This is a genomic window from Paenibacillus sp. F024 (genome assembly GCF_057814255.1).
Genome location: NZ_JBVASZ010000056.1, coordinates 1 through 16254 on the forward strand (window position 1 = coordinate 1; position 16254 = coordinate 16254).

The following is a 16254-nucleotide window of genomic DNA, read 5'->3' on the forward strand; positions in this document are numbered from 1 at the left end:
TACTTTCGTCGATACGCTTTTACGCACAGATTTCGCCATACGCAAGTATCCTAGCTACGCGGGGACTTGGCTCCTCCCGCGACCGGACTTTCACCGGCTAGAAGATGCGTGCTTAGCTGGGCACGCCCAACGCAAAAAAGCAGCATCCTCCAAACAGAGGATGCTGCTTTTTCCTTACGGGACAAGGCCGGATTAGAATCCGCCCATGCCGCCCATACCACCCATGCCGCCCATATCAGGCATAGCAGGCTTATCTTTTTCCGGCTTGTCAGCGATAACCGCTTCGGTTGTCAGGAACATAGCCGCTACGGATGCTGCGTTTTGAAGCGCGGAACGCGTTACTTTGGCAGGGTCAACGATACCGGATTCGATCATGTTCACCCATTCGCCGGTAGCGGCGTTGTAGCCGATGCCGACGGATTCTTTTTTCAGGCGCTCAACGATGACGGAGCCTTCTTGGCCTGCGTTGGCAGCGATCGTGCGAACGGGCTCTTCCAGAGCGCGCAGAACGATGTTTACGCCGGTTTTCTCGTCGCCTTCAGCTTGAACTGCCGCAACAGCTGCGTATACGTTCACAAGGGCTGTACCGCCGCCTGCAACGATACCTTCTTCTACTGCTGCACGAGTAGCGTTCAGAGCATCTTCGATGCGAAGCTTGCGCTCTTTCAGCTCAGTTTCCGTAGCAGCGCCGACTTTAACGACAGCTACGCCGCCGGAAAGCTTAGCAAGACGCTCTTGCAATTTTTCTTTATCGAAATCGGAAGTCGTTTCTTCCAATTGAGCACGAATTTGCGAAATACGGGTACCGATGTCTTTTTTGTCGCCGGAGCCGTCTACAACGATCGTGTTTTCTTTCGTTACACGAACCTGGCGAGCGGAACCGAGCTGATCTGGAGTAGTGGATTTCAGATCCAGACCGAGTTCTTCGGTGATCACTTGGCCGCCTGTCAGAGCAGCGATATCGCCCAGCATCGCTTTGCGGCGGTCGCCGAAGCCAGGAGCTTTTACAGCTACGCAAGTAAACGTGCCGCGCAGTCTGTTTACTACGAGAGTAGCCAGAGCTTCGCCTTCTACGTCTTCTGCAATGATCAAGAGCTGCTTGCCGGATTGAACCACTTTCTCAAGCACCGGCAGGATTTCTTGAATGTTGGTGATTTTCTTGTCCGTGATCAGGATGTACGGGTTGTCCAGAACAGCTTCCATTTTGTCCGTGTCCGTAATCATGTACGGGGAGATGTAACCGCGGTCGAACTGCATACCTTCAACCACTTCAAGCTCGGTAGCAAAGCCTTTGGACTCTTCAACGGTGATAACGCCGTCTTTGCCCACTTTTTCCATAGCTTCTGCGATCAATTCGCCTACTTCGTCGTCAGCTGCGGAGATGGCAGCTACTTGAGCGATGGATTGCTTGCCTTCGATCGGCTTGGAGATGTTTGCCAGCTCTTGAACGGCAGCTTTAACCGCTTTGTCGATACCTTTGCGAACGACCATTGGGTTAGCGCCGGCAGTTACGTTCTTCAGACCTTCGCGAATCATCGCTTGAGCCAGAACGGTTGCCGTTGTCGTACCGTCACCAGCGATATCGTTGGTTTTGGTAGCTACTTCTTTCACGAGCTGAGCGCCCATGTTCTCGAATGCATCCTCGAGCTCGATTTCTTTAGCGATCGTTACACCGTCATTTGTGATGAGCGGGCTTCCGAATTTTTTCTCCAGAACCACGTTGCGGCCTTTTGGACCCAAGGTAACTTTTACAGCATTCGCCAATGCGTCAACCCCGCGGAGCATCGAGCGGCGAGCGTCTTCGCTGAACTTGATTTCTTTTGCCATGAATAAACCCTCCTAAGTCGAATTTGTTGAAATCATTTATTTTACCGAAACGGATATTTTCATAAGTAAATGCGCAAAACTTAAGTATAAAGCGCAGTGATATCCCGTGTGCTCTAATTAACCCAAGATCGCAAGGATATCGCTCTCACGCATGATGAGCAGCTCGCGGCCGTCGTATTTAACTTCAGTGCCTGCATATTTGGAGAAAATAACACGGTCGCCTTCTTTGAGTTCAAGCGGCACGCGTTCGCCGTCTTTGAGTGTACCGCTGCCTACGGCTACAACTTTACCTTCTTGCGGCTTTTCTTTCGCCGTATCAGGCAGTACGATTCCGCTTGCGGTCGTTTCCTCCTTAGCGATGGCTTCAATGACTACGCGATCACCCAACGGTTTGATCATGAGAAAATAGCCTCCTTTAAAATTAGGGTCAGATTTTTATTAGCACTCGTATGTGTTTAGTGCTAACAACAATTCTTATGATACTCATTTCCCAATCATTTTGCAAGTGGTTTTACAACAATTTTACACCTCATTCATTGTATCCATGGATGAATGAAATATACGGCAGATTAGCTCATCCGTTTTACATGAGAGCTTGCGGGAAGCCTAGGGTAACAACCACCCCGAACATTAGAAAGAAACCCAACACCATGCCGGAAAAATTCGGATATTACCATTTATGCCTTAGCCAGCCGGCAGAAATGAGCCCGCCTTGATCTGACAAGCATCTCACCTTCCATTCCTCAAAACAAAGCAAAAAAGCCTGTCAATCGACAGACTTTACGGCCGGTTCGGCTCCCTCCGCTTCCCACGCTTGATCCTGAAGCAGCTGCTTCCGGTGGACCCTTCCTGAGAGAAGCACGCTAAATTCGTACAGTCCTATCATAGGTATCGATACAATGATCGCCGAAGCTGCATCGGGCGGCGTAATCAAGGTAGATATGACAACCAGCAGCAAGTAGGCATAGCGCCGGAACTTTCGCAGCAGGATCGGATTGAGCAAGCGTATTTTCGTCAGGAACATGACCACAATCGGAAGCTCAAACACAAGCGCCAGTGGAATAAGAATACTAAACATAAAAGAAAAATACTGCGTCACACCGTACGTTTCGCTAAGCTGCAGGCTTTGGGTAATCGTAGTGGTAAACAGAAAAGCCATCTGAAACACGACGAAATAACCGAACGCAAGGCCCAGCAAAAACATAAAAAAAGCAAACGGCACGTAGATCAGCGAAGCCTTCTGCTCGATCGGCCGAAGACCCGGCTTCAAAAAAGCCCATACCTGATACAAGGTAAAAGGGAGGGTGATGAGCAGGCCCATGACCAGTGCGAAATTCATATACAATTTAATCGCATCCCACGGCGAAAACACGTTCCAATTGATTTCGTTCGCCGGCGGAACGGACTTCAAATACGTGATCAGCGGCTGGGCGCAAAGCAGTCCGATCACCATACCGAGCACAAGCACGATAATGACCCAGATGATTCGTTTACGCAGCTCGGTCAAGTGCTCGACAAGCGTCATGCCCTCATCATGTTCCATTTTGGTTCACCTCATCAATCCGGCAATCTGCGGGAATCCTGCCGGTGATCCGGAGCAGCGGCCTGCGGCTGTTCAGGTTCCTTTACACTTGGGCCGGCAGGCGTGACATCTTTGCGTTCTGCCGGCTGCGGATCGTCTTCCAGCAATTCGCGTGTTCCCTTTTTGAACTCATGAATGGTTCTGCCGAGGGAACGGCCCAATTCAGGAAGCTTTTTGGGTCCAAACAACAGCAGCGCTATGACGGCGATGAGCAATATTTCTGAGAAGCCTAAATTCCCAAACATAGCAATCGTCCTTTCCAAGTTCAAAGCTCGTTACATTCAAAAATCAGCAGTTGTACAAGCCGCCGTATCCCATTTCGGTAATATCGTCCCTGGTGATCGTCTCCCCGGCGCAAATCCGCGGCAAAAGAACGTCAAATGAAGTATACGGATCATGCATGACGCAACCGGGCAGCCCCATGATCGGGATCTCGTCGAGATATCCGATCAGCAGCATCGAGCCCGGCAGCATCGGCGTCCCGTAGCTGACGATGCGTGCGCCCGCCTGCTTAATGGAGCCCGGGGTTCGATCGTCCGGGTCAACGGACATGCCTCCCGTGACAAAAATCGCGTCAGCCCCTTCTTCCTTAAATCGGCGTATCTCCTTCACAATCGTCTCGCTGTCATCCGGAGCAAAGCGCTGCTCAATGACCTCCGACCCTAGGGCAGCCAGCTTTTCTTTCACCACAGGTCCGAATTTGTCCTGGATCCGGCCTTTGAACACCTCACTGCCTGTCGTGATCAGCCCGGCGCGCAGCTTCTTGAACGGCTTCACCTCCACAAGCGGTCCGGACGCGGCCGCTGCAATCCGTTCCACTTCGGCAATCCGCGCTTCTTCTATAATCAGCGGGACCACCCGCGTACCCATCAATCCCTGTCCCGGCCGGACGACGGTATTCGTCCGAACGGTGGACATGATGATTTGATCGAGGGAGTTCACTTCATCGATTCTTGCTTTATCGATTTTGGCAAGGCCGTGAATCGTTGATTTCAGCGTAATTTTGCCTTCATGGGGCTCGGTCAGCTGGACGTTCGCGCCTTGTGCCGCTTTGGCCATGCGCAGAGCCGCTTCGTCCTCGTGCAGAATGCCCTTCTCCAACCGGATCGTATAGATATGCTCCTTCCCGATGCTCAGCAGCGCGGGGATGTCTTCTTCACGGATCACATGGCCTTTTTTGAATAGGCGTCCCTTAAACTGACCCGGGATAATCTGCGTGAGGTCGTGCGCAAGCACCATTCCGACCGCCTTCTCAACCGCAACCTCTTCAAGCATAGATTCAAGCTTCACGGCCATGATCCCCTTCACGTCCGGTCAGAATCGCCAGCGCATGCGGCAGCTGGTCCATAATGGCCGACAAATTCTCCGACACGCCCTTTGGGCTGCCGGGCAAGTTAATAATCAGCGTTCTGCCGCGAATCCCGGAAACGGCCCGTGACAGCATCGCGCGAGGCGTTTTCTGCAAAGAGGACATACGCATGGCCTCGGCGAAGCCCGGAGCCTCCCTATCGATAACGCTCAACGTTGCTTCAGGAGTCACATCGCGAACGGCCAGTCCCGTTCCGCCCGTGGTAAGAATCAGATCGGCCTTGAAATAGTCGGTCATCTCAATCAGTCCCGCCATAATCTCGTCTTTCTCGTCCGGTACGATGCGGTACTCGATGATTTCCCCGTTCATCTCTTCTTCGATCAGCTCACGGATCACCTGTGCACTAGTATCTTCCCGCTCCCCGCGGGATCCCGCGTCGCTTGCGGTCAAGATTGCCACTTTCCAGCGCATAAACCTGCTCCTCCCCTGAATTTGTTTAGTATCTATATTACATGTGGCAAAATCAATCTGTACTCTAAGGCTGCGGGGGATAATGATAATCGCCGCTCTTGCCCCCGGTTTTGCTCAGCAGGAAGGTCGGGCCGATTTGCATCGACTTTTCCGCCGCCTTGCACATGTCATACACGGTCAGCGCTGCAGCCGAAACAGCCGTGAGGGCTTCCATCTCCACCCCGGTTTGCCCTTTGGTACGAACCGTCACCTCAATATAAAGCTCGCCTTCCCCATTATCCGCAAACCGGACTTCCACACCGGTTAATGCCAGCGGATGACACATCGGAATCCAATCGGACGTTTTCTTCGCAGCCATCACGGCGGCAACTTGAGCTACGCCCAGCACATCGCCTTTGCCGATTTTCCCTTGGCGGATCAGCTCCAGCGTGGACGGCTGCATGCTGACCGTGGTTCGAGCCGTGGCGGTGCGCACGGTTTCTTGCTTGGCGGAAATATCCACCATACGCGCACGTCCCTGCTCGTCAAAATGAGTAAGCGGACTTTGCTTGGTTTCCTGTTCAGACATCGGCTTCCGAACTCCTCTCCATAATGCTGCGAGCTTCTGTAATCAGCTCATTGATCCGAAAATCAAAGAGCCCCATCGGCACCTCAGGAACCAACTGGTCCTCAAAGGCCGCCGCAATAATGTAAGGCTTGGGAAGGCCTGTCCGGACGTATTGCTGCATAAAGCGGTCATAAAAACCGCCCCCGTACCCCAGTCTGCCCATCTTCATGTCAAAAGCAAGCCCGGGAACCAACGCGACATTAATCTGCCTGATGTCAAAAAGCTGCTTCGCTCTCGGCACCGGCTCACGAATGCCCCAGGTTCCCTGATGAAGATCCGCATAGGACCGAACCTCATAGAGCTTGAGCTGCTTATAAGCGGGCACTACCTTCGGGACGACGACACGCCATTGCCGCTTCCAGCAGGCTTCCAATACAGGCGTAACATCGACCTCGGTTTTGACCGGCATATAGGTAAACAGGGTCGGGCGCCACCTTACCGATGGATTCGGCTCAAGCAGCTCCTCCAACCGTGCAATCACTTTGTCGCTGATGATCCCGGATTTGCGCCCGCGCTCTTCCTCGGCAATAGCGGCGCGAACCGCTTCCGCACGGTCGCGAAGCTCCATTTTTCTTTCTTTTATATTCATGAAACCGCCTCACTTTTGGCGTTCAAATCTGGATTAACTTTCATTTTATCATATCGTGAAAATAAATACAGCCTTTCATGAAAGCGGGGGCAAATGGAACATTTCGGACGCCGGAACAAAGGTGAACGGATACGTGACAAGGCGCTTCATCGGCATACCTGTCATCGGTTGGAAATCGAAATCGGCACGTGAATATGCTACACTACACTATATAGAAGTTTCTTTTTTAAAATCAGGAATTTGGATTCAGGAGGCTTACCATATCATGCTGCTGCAAGTCACGGGGATTACCAAAAGCTACGGAGTCAATACCGTGCTTTCCAATATATCGCTTCAAATCGAGGCGCGCGAACGCATCGGGCTGGTCGGAGTAAACGGAGCGGGCAAATCGACACTGCTTCAGATCATAGCCGGCGAGCTTTCTTATGATTCTGGCCAAATTTTTAAAGCCAAGGAAACAAAAATCGGTTATTTAAAGCAAAACAGCGGACTGGTATCCGACCGTTCGATATGGAACGAGCTGCTTCATGTATTTGCCGGTCTGCTGGAAATGGAAACCGAGCTGCGGCGGCTGGAGGAACGGATGGCCGAGCCGGACGTGCTGGCCGACGAGAAAAAGATGGAAGAAACGATGCGCCGCTACGCCGGGCTTTCCGACGCCTTCCGCGAGCAGGGAGGCTATGAGATCGAGGCCAAAATCCGGGGCATCTTAAACGGGATGGGCTTCGGCGGAATGGATCCTTCCACCCCGGTGCAGGCGCTGAGCGGCGGGCAAAAAACCAGGCTTGCACTGGCCAAAATGCTGCTTGAAGCCCCCGACCTGCTCCTGCTCGACGAGCCGACAAACCATTTGGACATTCAGACGCTTACCTGGCTGGAGCAGTATTTGCGTTCGTATTCGGGCGCTATTCTGGTCGTGTCCCACGACCGGTATTTTCTCGATGCACTCGTAGACGCCATCTATGAAATCGAACGGACCACCTCCCGCAGGTATACCGGAAACTACACCCGATACATCGAGCTGAAGGAAGCGGATTACGAAATTCAGCTCAAGCAGTTCGAAAAGCAGCAGGATGAAATCGCCAAAATGGAGGAGTTCATCCAGCGCAACATCGTTCGCGCTTCCACAACCAAACGGGCTCAGAGCCGCCGCAAGGCGCTGGACAAAATGGAGCGCCTCGATAAGCCGCTCGGAGATTTGAAACGGGCGAGCTTCTCCTTTGAGGTGGAGACGCCTTCCGGGCGCGAGGTGCTGGACGTCAGGGGAATCGCCGTTTCCTATGACGGTCAAAACCCGCTGATCCGCAATGTGTCCTTCCAGCTGCGCCGCGGCGATACGGCCGCTTTGATCGGGCCCAACGGCGTCGGCAAGTCGACGCTGCTCAAGACGCTGATCGGACAGCATTCGCAAGACCGCGGCACTTACGACTGGGGCACGAATGTAAAAATCGGGTACTATGATCAGGAGCAAACAGGACTCAACCCGAATCAAACCGTGCTGGAGGAATTGTGGAACGCCTACCCACATCTCGAGGAAGCGCGTATCCGCACGGTGCTGGGCAATTTCCTGTTCAGCGGCGAGGATGTGTTCAAAAAGGTAGGATCGTTAAGCGGCGGAGAGAAGGCGCGGGTCGCCTTGGCCAAGCTGATGCTGCAAAAAGCCAACGTCCTGATTCTAGACGAGCCGACGAACCATCTGGACCTCTACAGCAAGGAAGTGCTGGAATCGGCGCTGATCGATTACGAAGGCACCCTGCTGTTTATTTCCCATGACCGCTATTTCCTTAACAAAATGGCGGAGAGCATGCTGGAGCTGACCCCGGAGGGCGTCACCGGCTATCTTGGCAATTACGACGACTATGTGGAAAAGAAGCTGGAGCTGGCCGAGATCGAGCAGCAGCGCAGAGAGGAAGAAGAAGCAAAGGGCAGAGCCGCGAAGAACGGCGGCGCCGTTTCGGCAAGCTCTTCCGATGCTGCCGCAGCCGAGGCCAAAGGCAGCGGCTACGAGGCCGGGAAGCAGGCCAAACGGGAGGAACGCAGCCGCTTGCGCAAGCTGGAGCAGCTTGAAGAGCTTATCGCCCGGCTGGAAGGCGAGCTCGGCGAATTGGAATCGGAGCTGGCCCACCCCGAGGTCTATAACAACTACGTGCTGGTACAGGAAAAGAACGCGCTTTTGGAAGAAAAGCGCACCCAGCTCTCTGACGCCTACGGGCAGTGGGAGGAGCTGGCGGAGTAACCCGTTTTGCCTGGCCAATAGCGGTACTTGTCCGGCGTAAACCGGAAGGTACAACCACAGGCATACATTATCCAAAGACATCGTCTATCTATATAAAATAGCGGAATGATGCGTACTGAAGGCTGCACTTCTCCGGCTGAGCCGTTGAAGGGTCAACCTAAGCACGGAGTCATCCGCTATTTTTTCATGTATAGGACCCAACCGACGTCTCATAGCGGCCATCCTCACCTGTCAGGCGCCTTCTTGCTTCAACAACAGCAGCGGCACACTGCTGTATACGATCATGGTTGCTGCGGCGACAATGCCCGAATCGTTGAGCACCAAGGCCGCTGCGGCGCCGATGACGTTGGCATAACACCCGTGCATCAGATACGGGTAGCGCTCCTCCCACCGGCGAAGACGCCCTTGGGGCCGAAGCACCAATACGGCCATGACCACAAGTCCGGTAAGCAGCACCTTGCTCCACGCGGAAACACGGATGAGGTGCCAATTCATTGCCAGCTTGCGCGCGATCAGGGCGCCGATGACGTCGCTGCGGCCTTGGAGCAGGTCGCCGAAGGCGCGGCCGATGTGGCTGCTGTGGCCCGCATCGGCCGCTGCGGCCGCTGGCGCGCTGGCGGCTGCGCTTGGTCCCACGGCATGGCCGGGGGACCAAGCGGCGTTCAGCAGCCACAGGCCCGCCAGCGCGGCGCCGAGGGGCGGCGCCAGCGCGAGCGCCAGGCGGCGCCAGTGCAGTGCGCCGCCCGCGGCGAGGCGGGCCGCCAGCGCGCCGAAGCCGGCCGCTGCGGCGAGCGCGCCGCCGGCGTTGGCGCCCAGAGCGGGCGCGGCAAGGACGCCGGCCAGCACGCAGCCGGCTGCCGCAGCCCAGGCACGCCCGCGCAGCGCGGCCTCGGGCGCCCGGAGGCGGCGCGCCTGCAGCCATGCGCTGAGGCCCAGCAAGGCGGCGCCGAGCAGCACGCCCATAAGCTCGTTGCCGATGCCGTAGTAGCGGGCACCGATCATGGCGTCATAGCCAAGCACCGACCGCTTCATCGCTTCCGCTCCTGAGGCTAAGTCCAGCAGGATCAGCCCGCTGATCCCTGCGCCGCTCCAGCACAGCAGCCGGAGCAGCTGCGGTACTCCGCGGGAGCTTGCCGCCGCCCCGACGAACACCGCTCCAGCCAAGCCGATCGGCAGCAGGACAACCCATATCCACGTATCCAGGGACACGAACCAGCCTAAAGCCAACAAGATGCCGGGCGTAAGCAGCACACTGAACAACAGCCCGTGCAGCAGGGCCCGCCACCGCTTTCCAGCTGCGTTTCCAACCCAAACGGCAGCCAGGCCCGCCAGCATGACAACCACTTCATACACGGCAAGTCCGTACAAAATCGGCGGACGCAGCAAGTACACCTTGCTCAACCTTCCCGCTTCCTGCAGCAGCCAGCCTAAAGCGCCGCCTTGAACACGGGCCGTTCCCTTGATCAGTTCTGCATTCCGGATGGGAAGCCCGATCATCCCCTCCGGGCGCGGCAAGCCGAATTCCGCAAGCATCGAGGGAGCGATGTCCGCTGCCGACACAATGCCCGGGCGCCGGGTCGTCTCAGAGGTCAGCAGCCCGGACCCTGCCGCGTCCCCCGGAGACCAGCGCACAAGCGGCGTCAGCTGCAGCTTCTCCCTAAGCGCCTCTGCATGAGGCTGAGGGCTGACGATCCAGAGCACATGGCGCTTACCGGTTGCGTTCATCTCGGCGGCCAACCGCCCGATAAACCCATCCAGCCGCTCCAGGACCGCCTGTTTGCGCTGTATGAAAAGCTCAGGCGCATACAGATCCTTTTCCGCATACAGACGGTGCAAATCGCCCAGCTCAATCAATGCCAGCGTTCCGGAAGGAGATCGTTGTGCAACCGTAGTCTTCCTCCATTCCTCAGCCACCTGTTCGATTCGGGTGAAAACGCCATACGGCATCATTCCAGTGGTCTCCAGCGCGGACCTTCCGACATCGCCTGTCTCTACAAGCCCCCTTTCGTCCATCACCATTAATGGCCCCGGACGCCGGTACGGATCGGTTCCGTTCCCGGGCTTATCCACATTCCCCCACACCGCTGTACGAATCCCATGGCGATGCAGCGTCTCTCCAAGCAAACCGGGCCGGGCCAAATAGGGTCCCTGGGCATTGCTGCGCCTTATCGTTTCGATCCATGGAATGACCACTGCGGCTGGAGCTTGCTCAATATCAACAACAAACATCGAGAACCGTTCCAGCACATTGTCTGCCCGCTGACCCTCACGCCGCTCCGTCCGGTTCCACCCCTCCGCCTTGCGTCCGTCCGCCGGGGCTCCCGCCCCCCATGTCGCATAAACCGATTCCAGCCCCCGAACAGGCAATCTGACATTCATCGCCGCCCATGCTCCTTCTTCGGACAAATGCTGCAGCGACGGCATATGGTACAGCCATTCCGGACGAAGCTCCATAAAAGACAATCCCGGCACCGAGACAACGGTAACCACAGAAGCGTGGTTTTCCACACTGGGGATAACCGGAACGGCGGCTGAAGTGTTGCCGACGGCATGGAGAGGCAAACCCGGGCTTATTCCCTGTGCGGAAGCCGTCGGAACAGCATACCACCCCGCCATCCACAGAAACACCCCCGCGGCGGCATACCCGATCCGTTTTGCCGTTCTGCCGAAGTCCGCTTGATCAAGCCATCCACAACGCATCCGGATCACCCTCTCCTTTCTCTCCATCGATCCGCAAAGCTTCATTACCTGCACGGCATGAGCCTGCTCTTTCCCTTTATGGGTTAGCCGTCACAGCCAATGTTGGACAGTGTCAGTCTCCTTCATAAGCCGTTAAACTGACGGCCCACTGTTGACAAAGCTCCATTTGTCCATGTTTCTAAAGCCCTCCTCTTCCCCGTACTGTACCCAAAACCAGCCTTTTTATCCAGCTTGTGTATAACCAAGGGAGAGCATAGCAATATCCACAAGATTATCCCCAGAATATCCTGTCAATTTTTCTATAATCCTCAGGCTTTTTTGCCTAATCCACAGAGTTATGCACATTATCCACAGGTTTGACGTGAAAAATTTATCCACTCTCTCCCGGGAAAACCTTCCTTAACAAGCCGAGTATTGCCGCGGTTTTTGTTATTTACCCACAATATGCACAAGGGCTGTGGATAACTATTATCCACAGCCCTTCCGACATTATGGTATGGTAATTTCCGCTTCCCAGGCTTCTCCCGAATCGCCTTTGGGTTCCTTCACATGCTGCTTCCCCTCGCGAGCCGCCTGGTTGCAGGCCGCCATGTAAGCATGAGCCGCCGCCATCAGAATATCACGGTTCTCCGCTATACCGCGGTAGGATTTCCCGTTCGCCCGTATGGTGACAATCGCTTCGCCGCTGGCTTCTTCCCCTGCAGACAGCGAGTACAGCTCCAGATCGGCGAATTCCGCTTCAAACGGCAGTCCCTCTTTGATACCCGCTACGACAGCTTCCACCGGCCCATCGCCTGTTCCCACATAAACCGCCTCTTCACCCGTTGCCTCATTGCGGATCGTACAAGACGCCACCCGATGTCCGGCATTGCCCGTGATCAGCTGTGCGGACACCAGCGTATATGGCTCCAGCACTTGATTGACCGTGTGGCCTACCAGCTCAAGCAGCTGGTGGTCATGAACAACCTTCTGGCGGTCGGCCAGCGATTTGAACGCGGCATAAAAGCTTTCCATCTGCTCATCGTTCAGCTCGACGCCGAACTGGCTGACCCGATGCTTGATCGCATGGCGTCCGGAGTGCTTTCCGAGAATGATCATGCTGCGCGGGATGCCCAGCTGCTCAGGGTCCATAATTTCGTAGGTGCTGCGGTTTTTGAGAAGCCCGTCCTGATGAATACCCGCCTCGTGCTGGAACGCATTGCGTCCTACAATCGGCTTATTGAAGGCAATCGGGAAGCTCATCGCGCGGCTGACCATTTGGGAGGTGTCAAAAATATGCTCCGGCCGAACCGACGTCTCCGCTCCAATGGCGGCCTTCCGGGTTTCAAGCGCCATTACCAGTTCCTCCATCGAGCAGTTGCCTGCGCGTTCCCCTACGCCGTTGACCGTCACCTCCACTTGGGTGACTCCCGCTTGAATGGCCGCCAAGCTGTTGGCAACCGCCAGACCGAGGTCGTTATGACAGTGTGCGCTGTACTGTACCTGTTCCCCGCCCCGAACATTCTTCATCACCCGGGTAAACATGGCCCCGTATTCCTCCGGCAGCGCATAGCCGACCGTGTCGGGAATGTTGATGATGCTGGCACCTTCTTCAATCACGGCTTCGATCATTTCAAACAGAAATTCGTCTCCAGTCCGTGTGGCATCCATCGGAGAAAATTCGATGCGGTCCACAAATTGCTTGGCGTAAGCCACCATTTGACGGGCAATGCCGATCACCTGCTCCCGGGATTTGCGCAGCTGAAAGTCCAGATGAATGCTGGACGAGGAGATAAACAGATGCAGCCGCTTGCGCTCGGCATCCTGAATCGCACGGGCGGCCGCGTCGATATCCTCCTTCATCGCCCGGGCAAAGCCGCAAATTTCAACGCCGGTAACCTCCCTTGCAATTTGCTGTACCGCTGCAAAATCCCCCGGACTTGAAACCGGAAATCCCGGCTCGATCACATCCACCCCAAGCTTAGCCAGCTGTCTGGCAATGATGATTTTTTGCTCCGGCGTCAGCGTCGCTCCCGGTGCCTGCTCTCCATCTCTCAATGTCGTATCGAAAATGTGTATTTTCCTCATTTTTCCCGTTTGGTCCTGATTCATCATCACGATCATCCTCCTCATCATTTTACCTGCAAAAAAAGCCCGCCATCTCTTGAAAACCAAGAGACGACAGGCTGTAGCCTTGCCGCGGTACCACTCTTTTTGAACTCCGGCGCACACCGGAATTCCACCTCGATCCCTTGTCACGGAGGGCTAATCCGTCGCAGCCTACTCAACCTTAGCGAGGTGATCTCTCGCAAGCTCTTTTGGCTCCGCCGCTCCCGGGCGAGATTCAAGCATCCGTCGACTGCGTCGCACCCTCCCGCAGTTCTCTGCACGACCGGATTGGCTTTACTGCTCCCGTTCTTCACGTTTGTACTATTCAATTAAAAAAGCCCGCCGTCTCTATTCAAAGAGACGACAGGCTGTTCCCATCGCGGTACCACTCTTGTTGACCCCAGCTTCCATCGAAAGCCGTTGTCCGCTCAATGCCTGATCACGGAGGCGACCCGTCAAAGCTTACTTCCCCATGAAGTGCAGCGCTACACTCCAGACGTTCGGCTTTGCCGCTCCCGGGCGAGATTCACCGATGCTCCTGACTGCGTTGCACCACCCCGCAGCTCTCTAAACAGGCTATGACGGCTACTGCTCCCGTTCGTTGCGTTATTGATTTGATTGCAATTATAGTATGCGCATGACGTAAAGTCAATGCCCGTTTTCAGAAAACTTTTTCAATTCGACCGGAAGCTTTCCTTGAAAACAGAAAAGCCCCGGGGCTCGAATTCAGCAAGCACCGAGGCTGGTAAACCTGTTTTAGCCGATCCTTCGGGAAATCAATGACCCCCAAGGAAGATATATCTTGCAACAATCAGAATGGCCAAAATCCACATCAGCCAGTGGACTTTATATTTCCCTTGGCTGCCCAAATTGGCAACCGTAGCGAGAAGCACGTAAGCCACGATACCAAAAGAAATTCCGTTGGCAATGTTATACGTGAACGGCATCAGCGTAACCGTCAAAAAGGCCGGAATACCGTAAACCAGGTCCTGGAACTCAATTTCGCGAACAGACTGCATCATCAATACACCGACGACGATCAATGCGGCCGCCGTTGCGGAGCCTGGAATGAGTGCTGCAATCGGTGCGAGGAACAGCGCCAGCAGGAAGCAGACCCCCGTCGTGACAGCCGTCAGACCCGTACGTCCGCCTTCGGCAACGCCGGCCGCGCTCTCGACATACGCGGTTACGGTACTCGTACCCACCAATGCGCCGCCGCTGACACCGATGGCATCCACCATCATCGCTTTTCCTACTTTTTTGTTGCCTTCTTCTTTATTTTTCATAAAGCCGGCGCGGTTGGCCGTTCCGACCAGCGTACCGAACGTATCAAACAATTCCACGAACGTAAACGTCAAAATGACGGAAATGATTCCGGCATGCAGGACACCGGCAAAATCAAAATGCGCAAACGCCAGCTTGCTCATGTCCGGCACCCAAGTCGTTTGGCCGCTTGTCAGAGAAGCCAGGCTCACAACTGGAGAACCGTCCGGATTGCTCATGAACATGCCCACTACCGTTGTCAGCAAAATACCTAACAAGATCGCGCCGCGCACCTTCAGTACCATCAGGATGGAAATTAGCGCTATTCCGATAATACAAAGCAACACGCTCGCATTATGCACATTTCCCAAATGAAACACGGTTTCGAAAAACGCCACCTCAGTGTACTTGCCCTTTGGAATATCGTTCGCGGCTTCGACGGCAACCGCCAACAGACCGCTGTTTTTGAGACCGATAATCGTGATGAACAAGCCGATACCGACGGTAATCGCGTGCTTAATGCTGTCCGGGACGGCGACAAGCAGCATCTGACGAACCTTGGTCACGGTCAGAATAATAAATATAATCCCTGAAATGAAAACAGCCGTCAAAGCCATTTGATACGTAAACTGTCCCTGTGAAGCGAGTATCACCGTAGCGAAGTAAGCATTAAGCCCCATCCCCGGCGCCAACGCCACCGGAAAGTTAACGAACAAGCCCATGGCGATAGTCATCACGCCTGCGGCAATTGCTGTCGCGAGGAAGACCGCGGTCCAATCCATTCCGGTCGCACCCGAGCCGAATGCGCTCAGTATGTTCGGATTGACGGCCAAAATATACGCCATCGTCATGAACGTCGTAATACCGGCCATGACTTCCGTGCGAACCGTGGTGCCGTTCTCCTTCAGCTTAAAAAAACGATCCATTCCTGAAATCCCTCCAAATGGTTTTTCGGAACAACGACGAAAAGCCCGGTTACGTTACCTATTCCCGGGCTTCAAGAAAAAGAACGCTTCACGGAGTTCTCCGCGAACCGCTTTTTTTTCGTAGCCAGATCATTTACGGTGACCTCGTAGAAACTTCCGGGCCGATTCCCGGAATTATACGAAACGGTTATTCCCATATGCAAATCTATCCCCTATTCTAAAATCGCCGTCGAAGCTTGTCAATGATCTTTCCGAACATTTTTCAACTCACCTCTAGATTTGTTCGGCAAAAAGGAAAATAACTCCTTTAATCAAAGCGCGGTGTTCTCTAAGTTTTTCCAAAAAGCTTTCGTTTTATGCTATTTTTTCTCAGCCCTGCAGCCTTATCCGGCTAAACAAGCAGAACAAGCTATGGGAGTGTCCATTGATCGATGGATACCTTAAAAAGGGAAGACTGAATCCCGGTCGAATGATCTTTTGGCCGTCATTTCATGATGGGTTCTCCTCAACCCTTGGTGAATCTCCTTTCCCAATCGAGTAGGAGGGGGCGCCTAGCCCCCGACCTCTCACACCACCGTACATGCGGGTCCGCATACGGCGGTTCCAAAAGGTTAACAAAGCTCTAAATAACGAGAAAGCAAACTTCTCAGCCCTTT

Annotated in this window: 12 protein-coding genes, 1 riboswitch and 2 other annotated features; of the genes, 1 reads left to right on the top strand and 11 read right to left on the bottom strand. The window is 54.6% G+C overall.

Annotated features, from left to right (window positions below; all coding sequences use genetic code 11):
- Nucleotides 1-192: 192 nt before the first annotated feature.
- The 8 genes from groL to ACZYR9_RS26135 all read right to left on the bottom strand — a co-directional run bounded on the left by groL (nucleotide 193) and on the right by ACZYR9_RS26135 (nucleotide 6385).
- Nucleotides 193-1827 carry a chaperonin GroEL gene (gene groL / locus ACZYR9_RS26100; RefSeq protein WP_488981314.1) on the bottom strand — a complete coding sequence of 545 codons (1635 nt, stop codon included), beginning with the start codon at nucleotides 1825-1827 and terminating at the stop codon, nucleotides 193-195.
- A 117-nt stretch (nucleotides 1828-1944) separates the two neighbouring features.
- A complete protein-coding gene (gene groES, locus ACZYR9_RS26105) occupies nucleotides 1945-2226 on the bottom strand; it encodes a co-chaperone GroES (RefSeq protein WP_488981315.1) in 282 nt (93 codons plus the stop codon).
- A 367-nt stretch (nucleotides 2227-2593) separates the two neighbouring features.
- Entirely contained in the window at nucleotides 2594-3370 is a 777-nt protein-coding gene (gene tatC / locus ACZYR9_RS26110; protein ID WP_488981316.1) for a twin-arginine translocase subunit TatC, read from the bottom strand.
- A gap of 14 nt (nucleotides 3371-3384) precedes the next feature.
- The gene (gene tatA / locus ACZYR9_RS26115; RefSeq protein WP_488981317.1) at nucleotides 3385-3654 is read right to left on the bottom strand and encodes a twin-arginine translocase TatA/TatE family subunit; all 270 of its coding nucleotides are present in this window, start codon (nucleotides 3652-3654) and stop codon (nucleotides 3385-3387) included.
- A gap of 43 nt (nucleotides 3655-3697) precedes the next feature.
- Nucleotides 3698-4699, bottom strand: coding sequence for a molybdopterin-binding protein (locus tag ACZYR9_RS26120; protein WP_488981318.1), 1002 nt, complete (start codon nucleotides 4697-4699; stop codon nucleotides 3698-3700).
- Nucleotides 4689-5189 carry a molybdopterin adenylyltransferase gene (mog, locus tag ACZYR9_RS26125; protein WP_488981319.1) on the bottom strand — a complete coding sequence of 167 codons (501 nt, stop codon included), beginning with the start codon at nucleotides 5187-5189 and terminating at the stop codon, nucleotides 4689-4691. The genes ACZYR9_RS26120 and mog overlap by 11 nt, the downstream gene beginning before the upstream one ends.
- A gap of 64 nt (nucleotides 5190-5253) precedes the next feature.
- Complete coding sequence (gene moaC, locus ACZYR9_RS26130) at nucleotides 5254-5757, bottom strand: cyclic pyranopterin monophosphate synthase MoaC (protein WP_488981320.1); 504 nt, start codon at nucleotides 5755-5757, stop codon at nucleotides 5254-5256.
- Entirely contained in the window at nucleotides 5750-6385 is a 636-nt protein-coding gene (locus tag ACZYR9_RS26135) for a 5-formyltetrahydrofolate cyclo-ligase (protein ID WP_488981321.1), read from the bottom strand. The genes moaC and ACZYR9_RS26135 overlap by 8 nt, the downstream gene beginning before the upstream one ends.
- A gap of 265 nt (nucleotides 6386-6650) precedes the next feature.
- On the opposite strand from ACZYR9_RS26135, the gene ACZYR9_RS26140 reads away from it, so the two are divergent.
- Nucleotides 6651-8621, top strand: coding sequence for an ABC-F family ATP-binding cassette domain-containing protein (locus ACZYR9_RS26140; RefSeq protein ID WP_488981322.1), 1971 nt, complete (start codon nucleotides 6651-6653; stop codon nucleotides 8619-8621).
- Between the two features lie 231 nt (nucleotides 8622-8852).
- Here ACZYR9_RS26140 and ACZYR9_RS26145 read toward each other — a convergent pair whose 3' ends face one another.
- The 3 genes from ACZYR9_RS26145 to ACZYR9_RS26155 form a co-directional block, all read right to left on the bottom strand.
- Complete coding sequence (locus ACZYR9_RS26145; RefSeq protein ID WP_488981323.1) at nucleotides 8853-11375, bottom strand: hypothetical protein; 2523 nt, start codon at nucleotides 11373-11375, stop codon at nucleotides 8853-8855.
- 435 nt (nucleotides 11376-11810) lie between these two features.
- The gene (locus ACZYR9_RS26150) at nucleotides 11811-13388 is read right to left on the bottom strand and encodes a 2-isopropylmalate synthase (RefSeq protein WP_488981325.1); all 1578 of its coding nucleotides are present in this window, start codon (nucleotides 13386-13388) and stop codon (nucleotides 11811-11813) included.
- An 83-nt stretch (nucleotides 13389-13471) separates the two neighbouring features.
- Nucleotides 13472-13729: a binding site (T-box leader), on the bottom strand.
- Nucleotides 13730-13762: 33 nt separating this feature from the next.
- Nucleotides 13763-14020 (bottom strand) — a binding site (T-box leader).
- A 165-nt stretch (nucleotides 14021-14185) separates the two neighbouring features.
- Nucleotides 14186-15598 (bottom strand): NCS2 family permease, encoded by a 1413-nt coding sequence (locus tag ACZYR9_RS26155; protein ID WP_488981324.1) that lies wholly within the window; start codon nucleotides 15596-15598, stop codon nucleotides 14186-14188.
- A gap of 101 nt (nucleotides 15599-15699) precedes the next feature.
- A riboswitch (purine riboswitch) is annotated at nucleotides 15700-15800 on the bottom strand.
- Between the last annotated feature and the right edge of the window lie 454 nt (nucleotides 15801-16254).

What these genes read in the sequence shown, in the direction of transcription:
- moaC (WP_488981320.1), bottom strand. Translation starts at nt 5,757, where the DNA reads ATGTCTGAACAGGAAACCAAGCAAAGTCCGCTTACTCATTTTGACGAG.
- groL (WP_488981314.1), bottom strand. Translation starts at nt 1,827, where the DNA reads ATGGCAAAAGAAATCAAGTTCAGCGAAGACGCTCGCCGCTCGATGCTC.
- ACZYR9_RS26150 (WP_488981325.1), bottom strand. Translation starts at nt 13,388, where the DNA reads ATGAGGAAAATACACATTTTCGATACGACATTGAGAGATGGAGAGCAG.
- tatC (WP_488981316.1), bottom strand. Translation starts at nt 3,370, where the DNA reads ATGGAACATGATGAGGGCATGACGCTTGTCGAGCACTTGACCGAGCTG.
- tatA (WP_488981317.1), bottom strand. Translation starts at nt 3,654, where the DNA reads ATGTTTGGGAATTTAGGCTTCTCAGAAATATTGCTCATCGCCGTCATA.
- mog (WP_488981319.1), bottom strand. Translation starts at nt 5,189, where the DNA reads ATGCGCTGGAAAGTGGCAATCTTGACCGCAAGCGACGCGGGATCCCGC.
- groES (WP_488981315.1), bottom strand. Translation starts at nt 2,226, where the DNA reads ATGATCAAACCGTTGGGTGATCGCGTAGTCATTGAAGCCATCGCTAAG.
- ACZYR9_RS26140 (WP_488981322.1), top strand. Translation starts at nt 6,651, where the DNA reads ATGCTGCTGCAAGTCACGGGGATTACCAAAAGCTACGGAGTCAATACC.
- ACZYR9_RS26155 (WP_488981324.1), bottom strand. Translation starts at nt 15,598, where the DNA reads ATGGATCGTTTTTTTAAGCTGAAGGAGAACGGCACCACGGTTCGCACG.
- ACZYR9_RS26135 (WP_488981321.1), bottom strand. Translation starts at nt 6,385, where the DNA reads ATGAATATAAAAGAAAGAAAAATGGAGCTTCGCGACCGTGCGGAAGCG.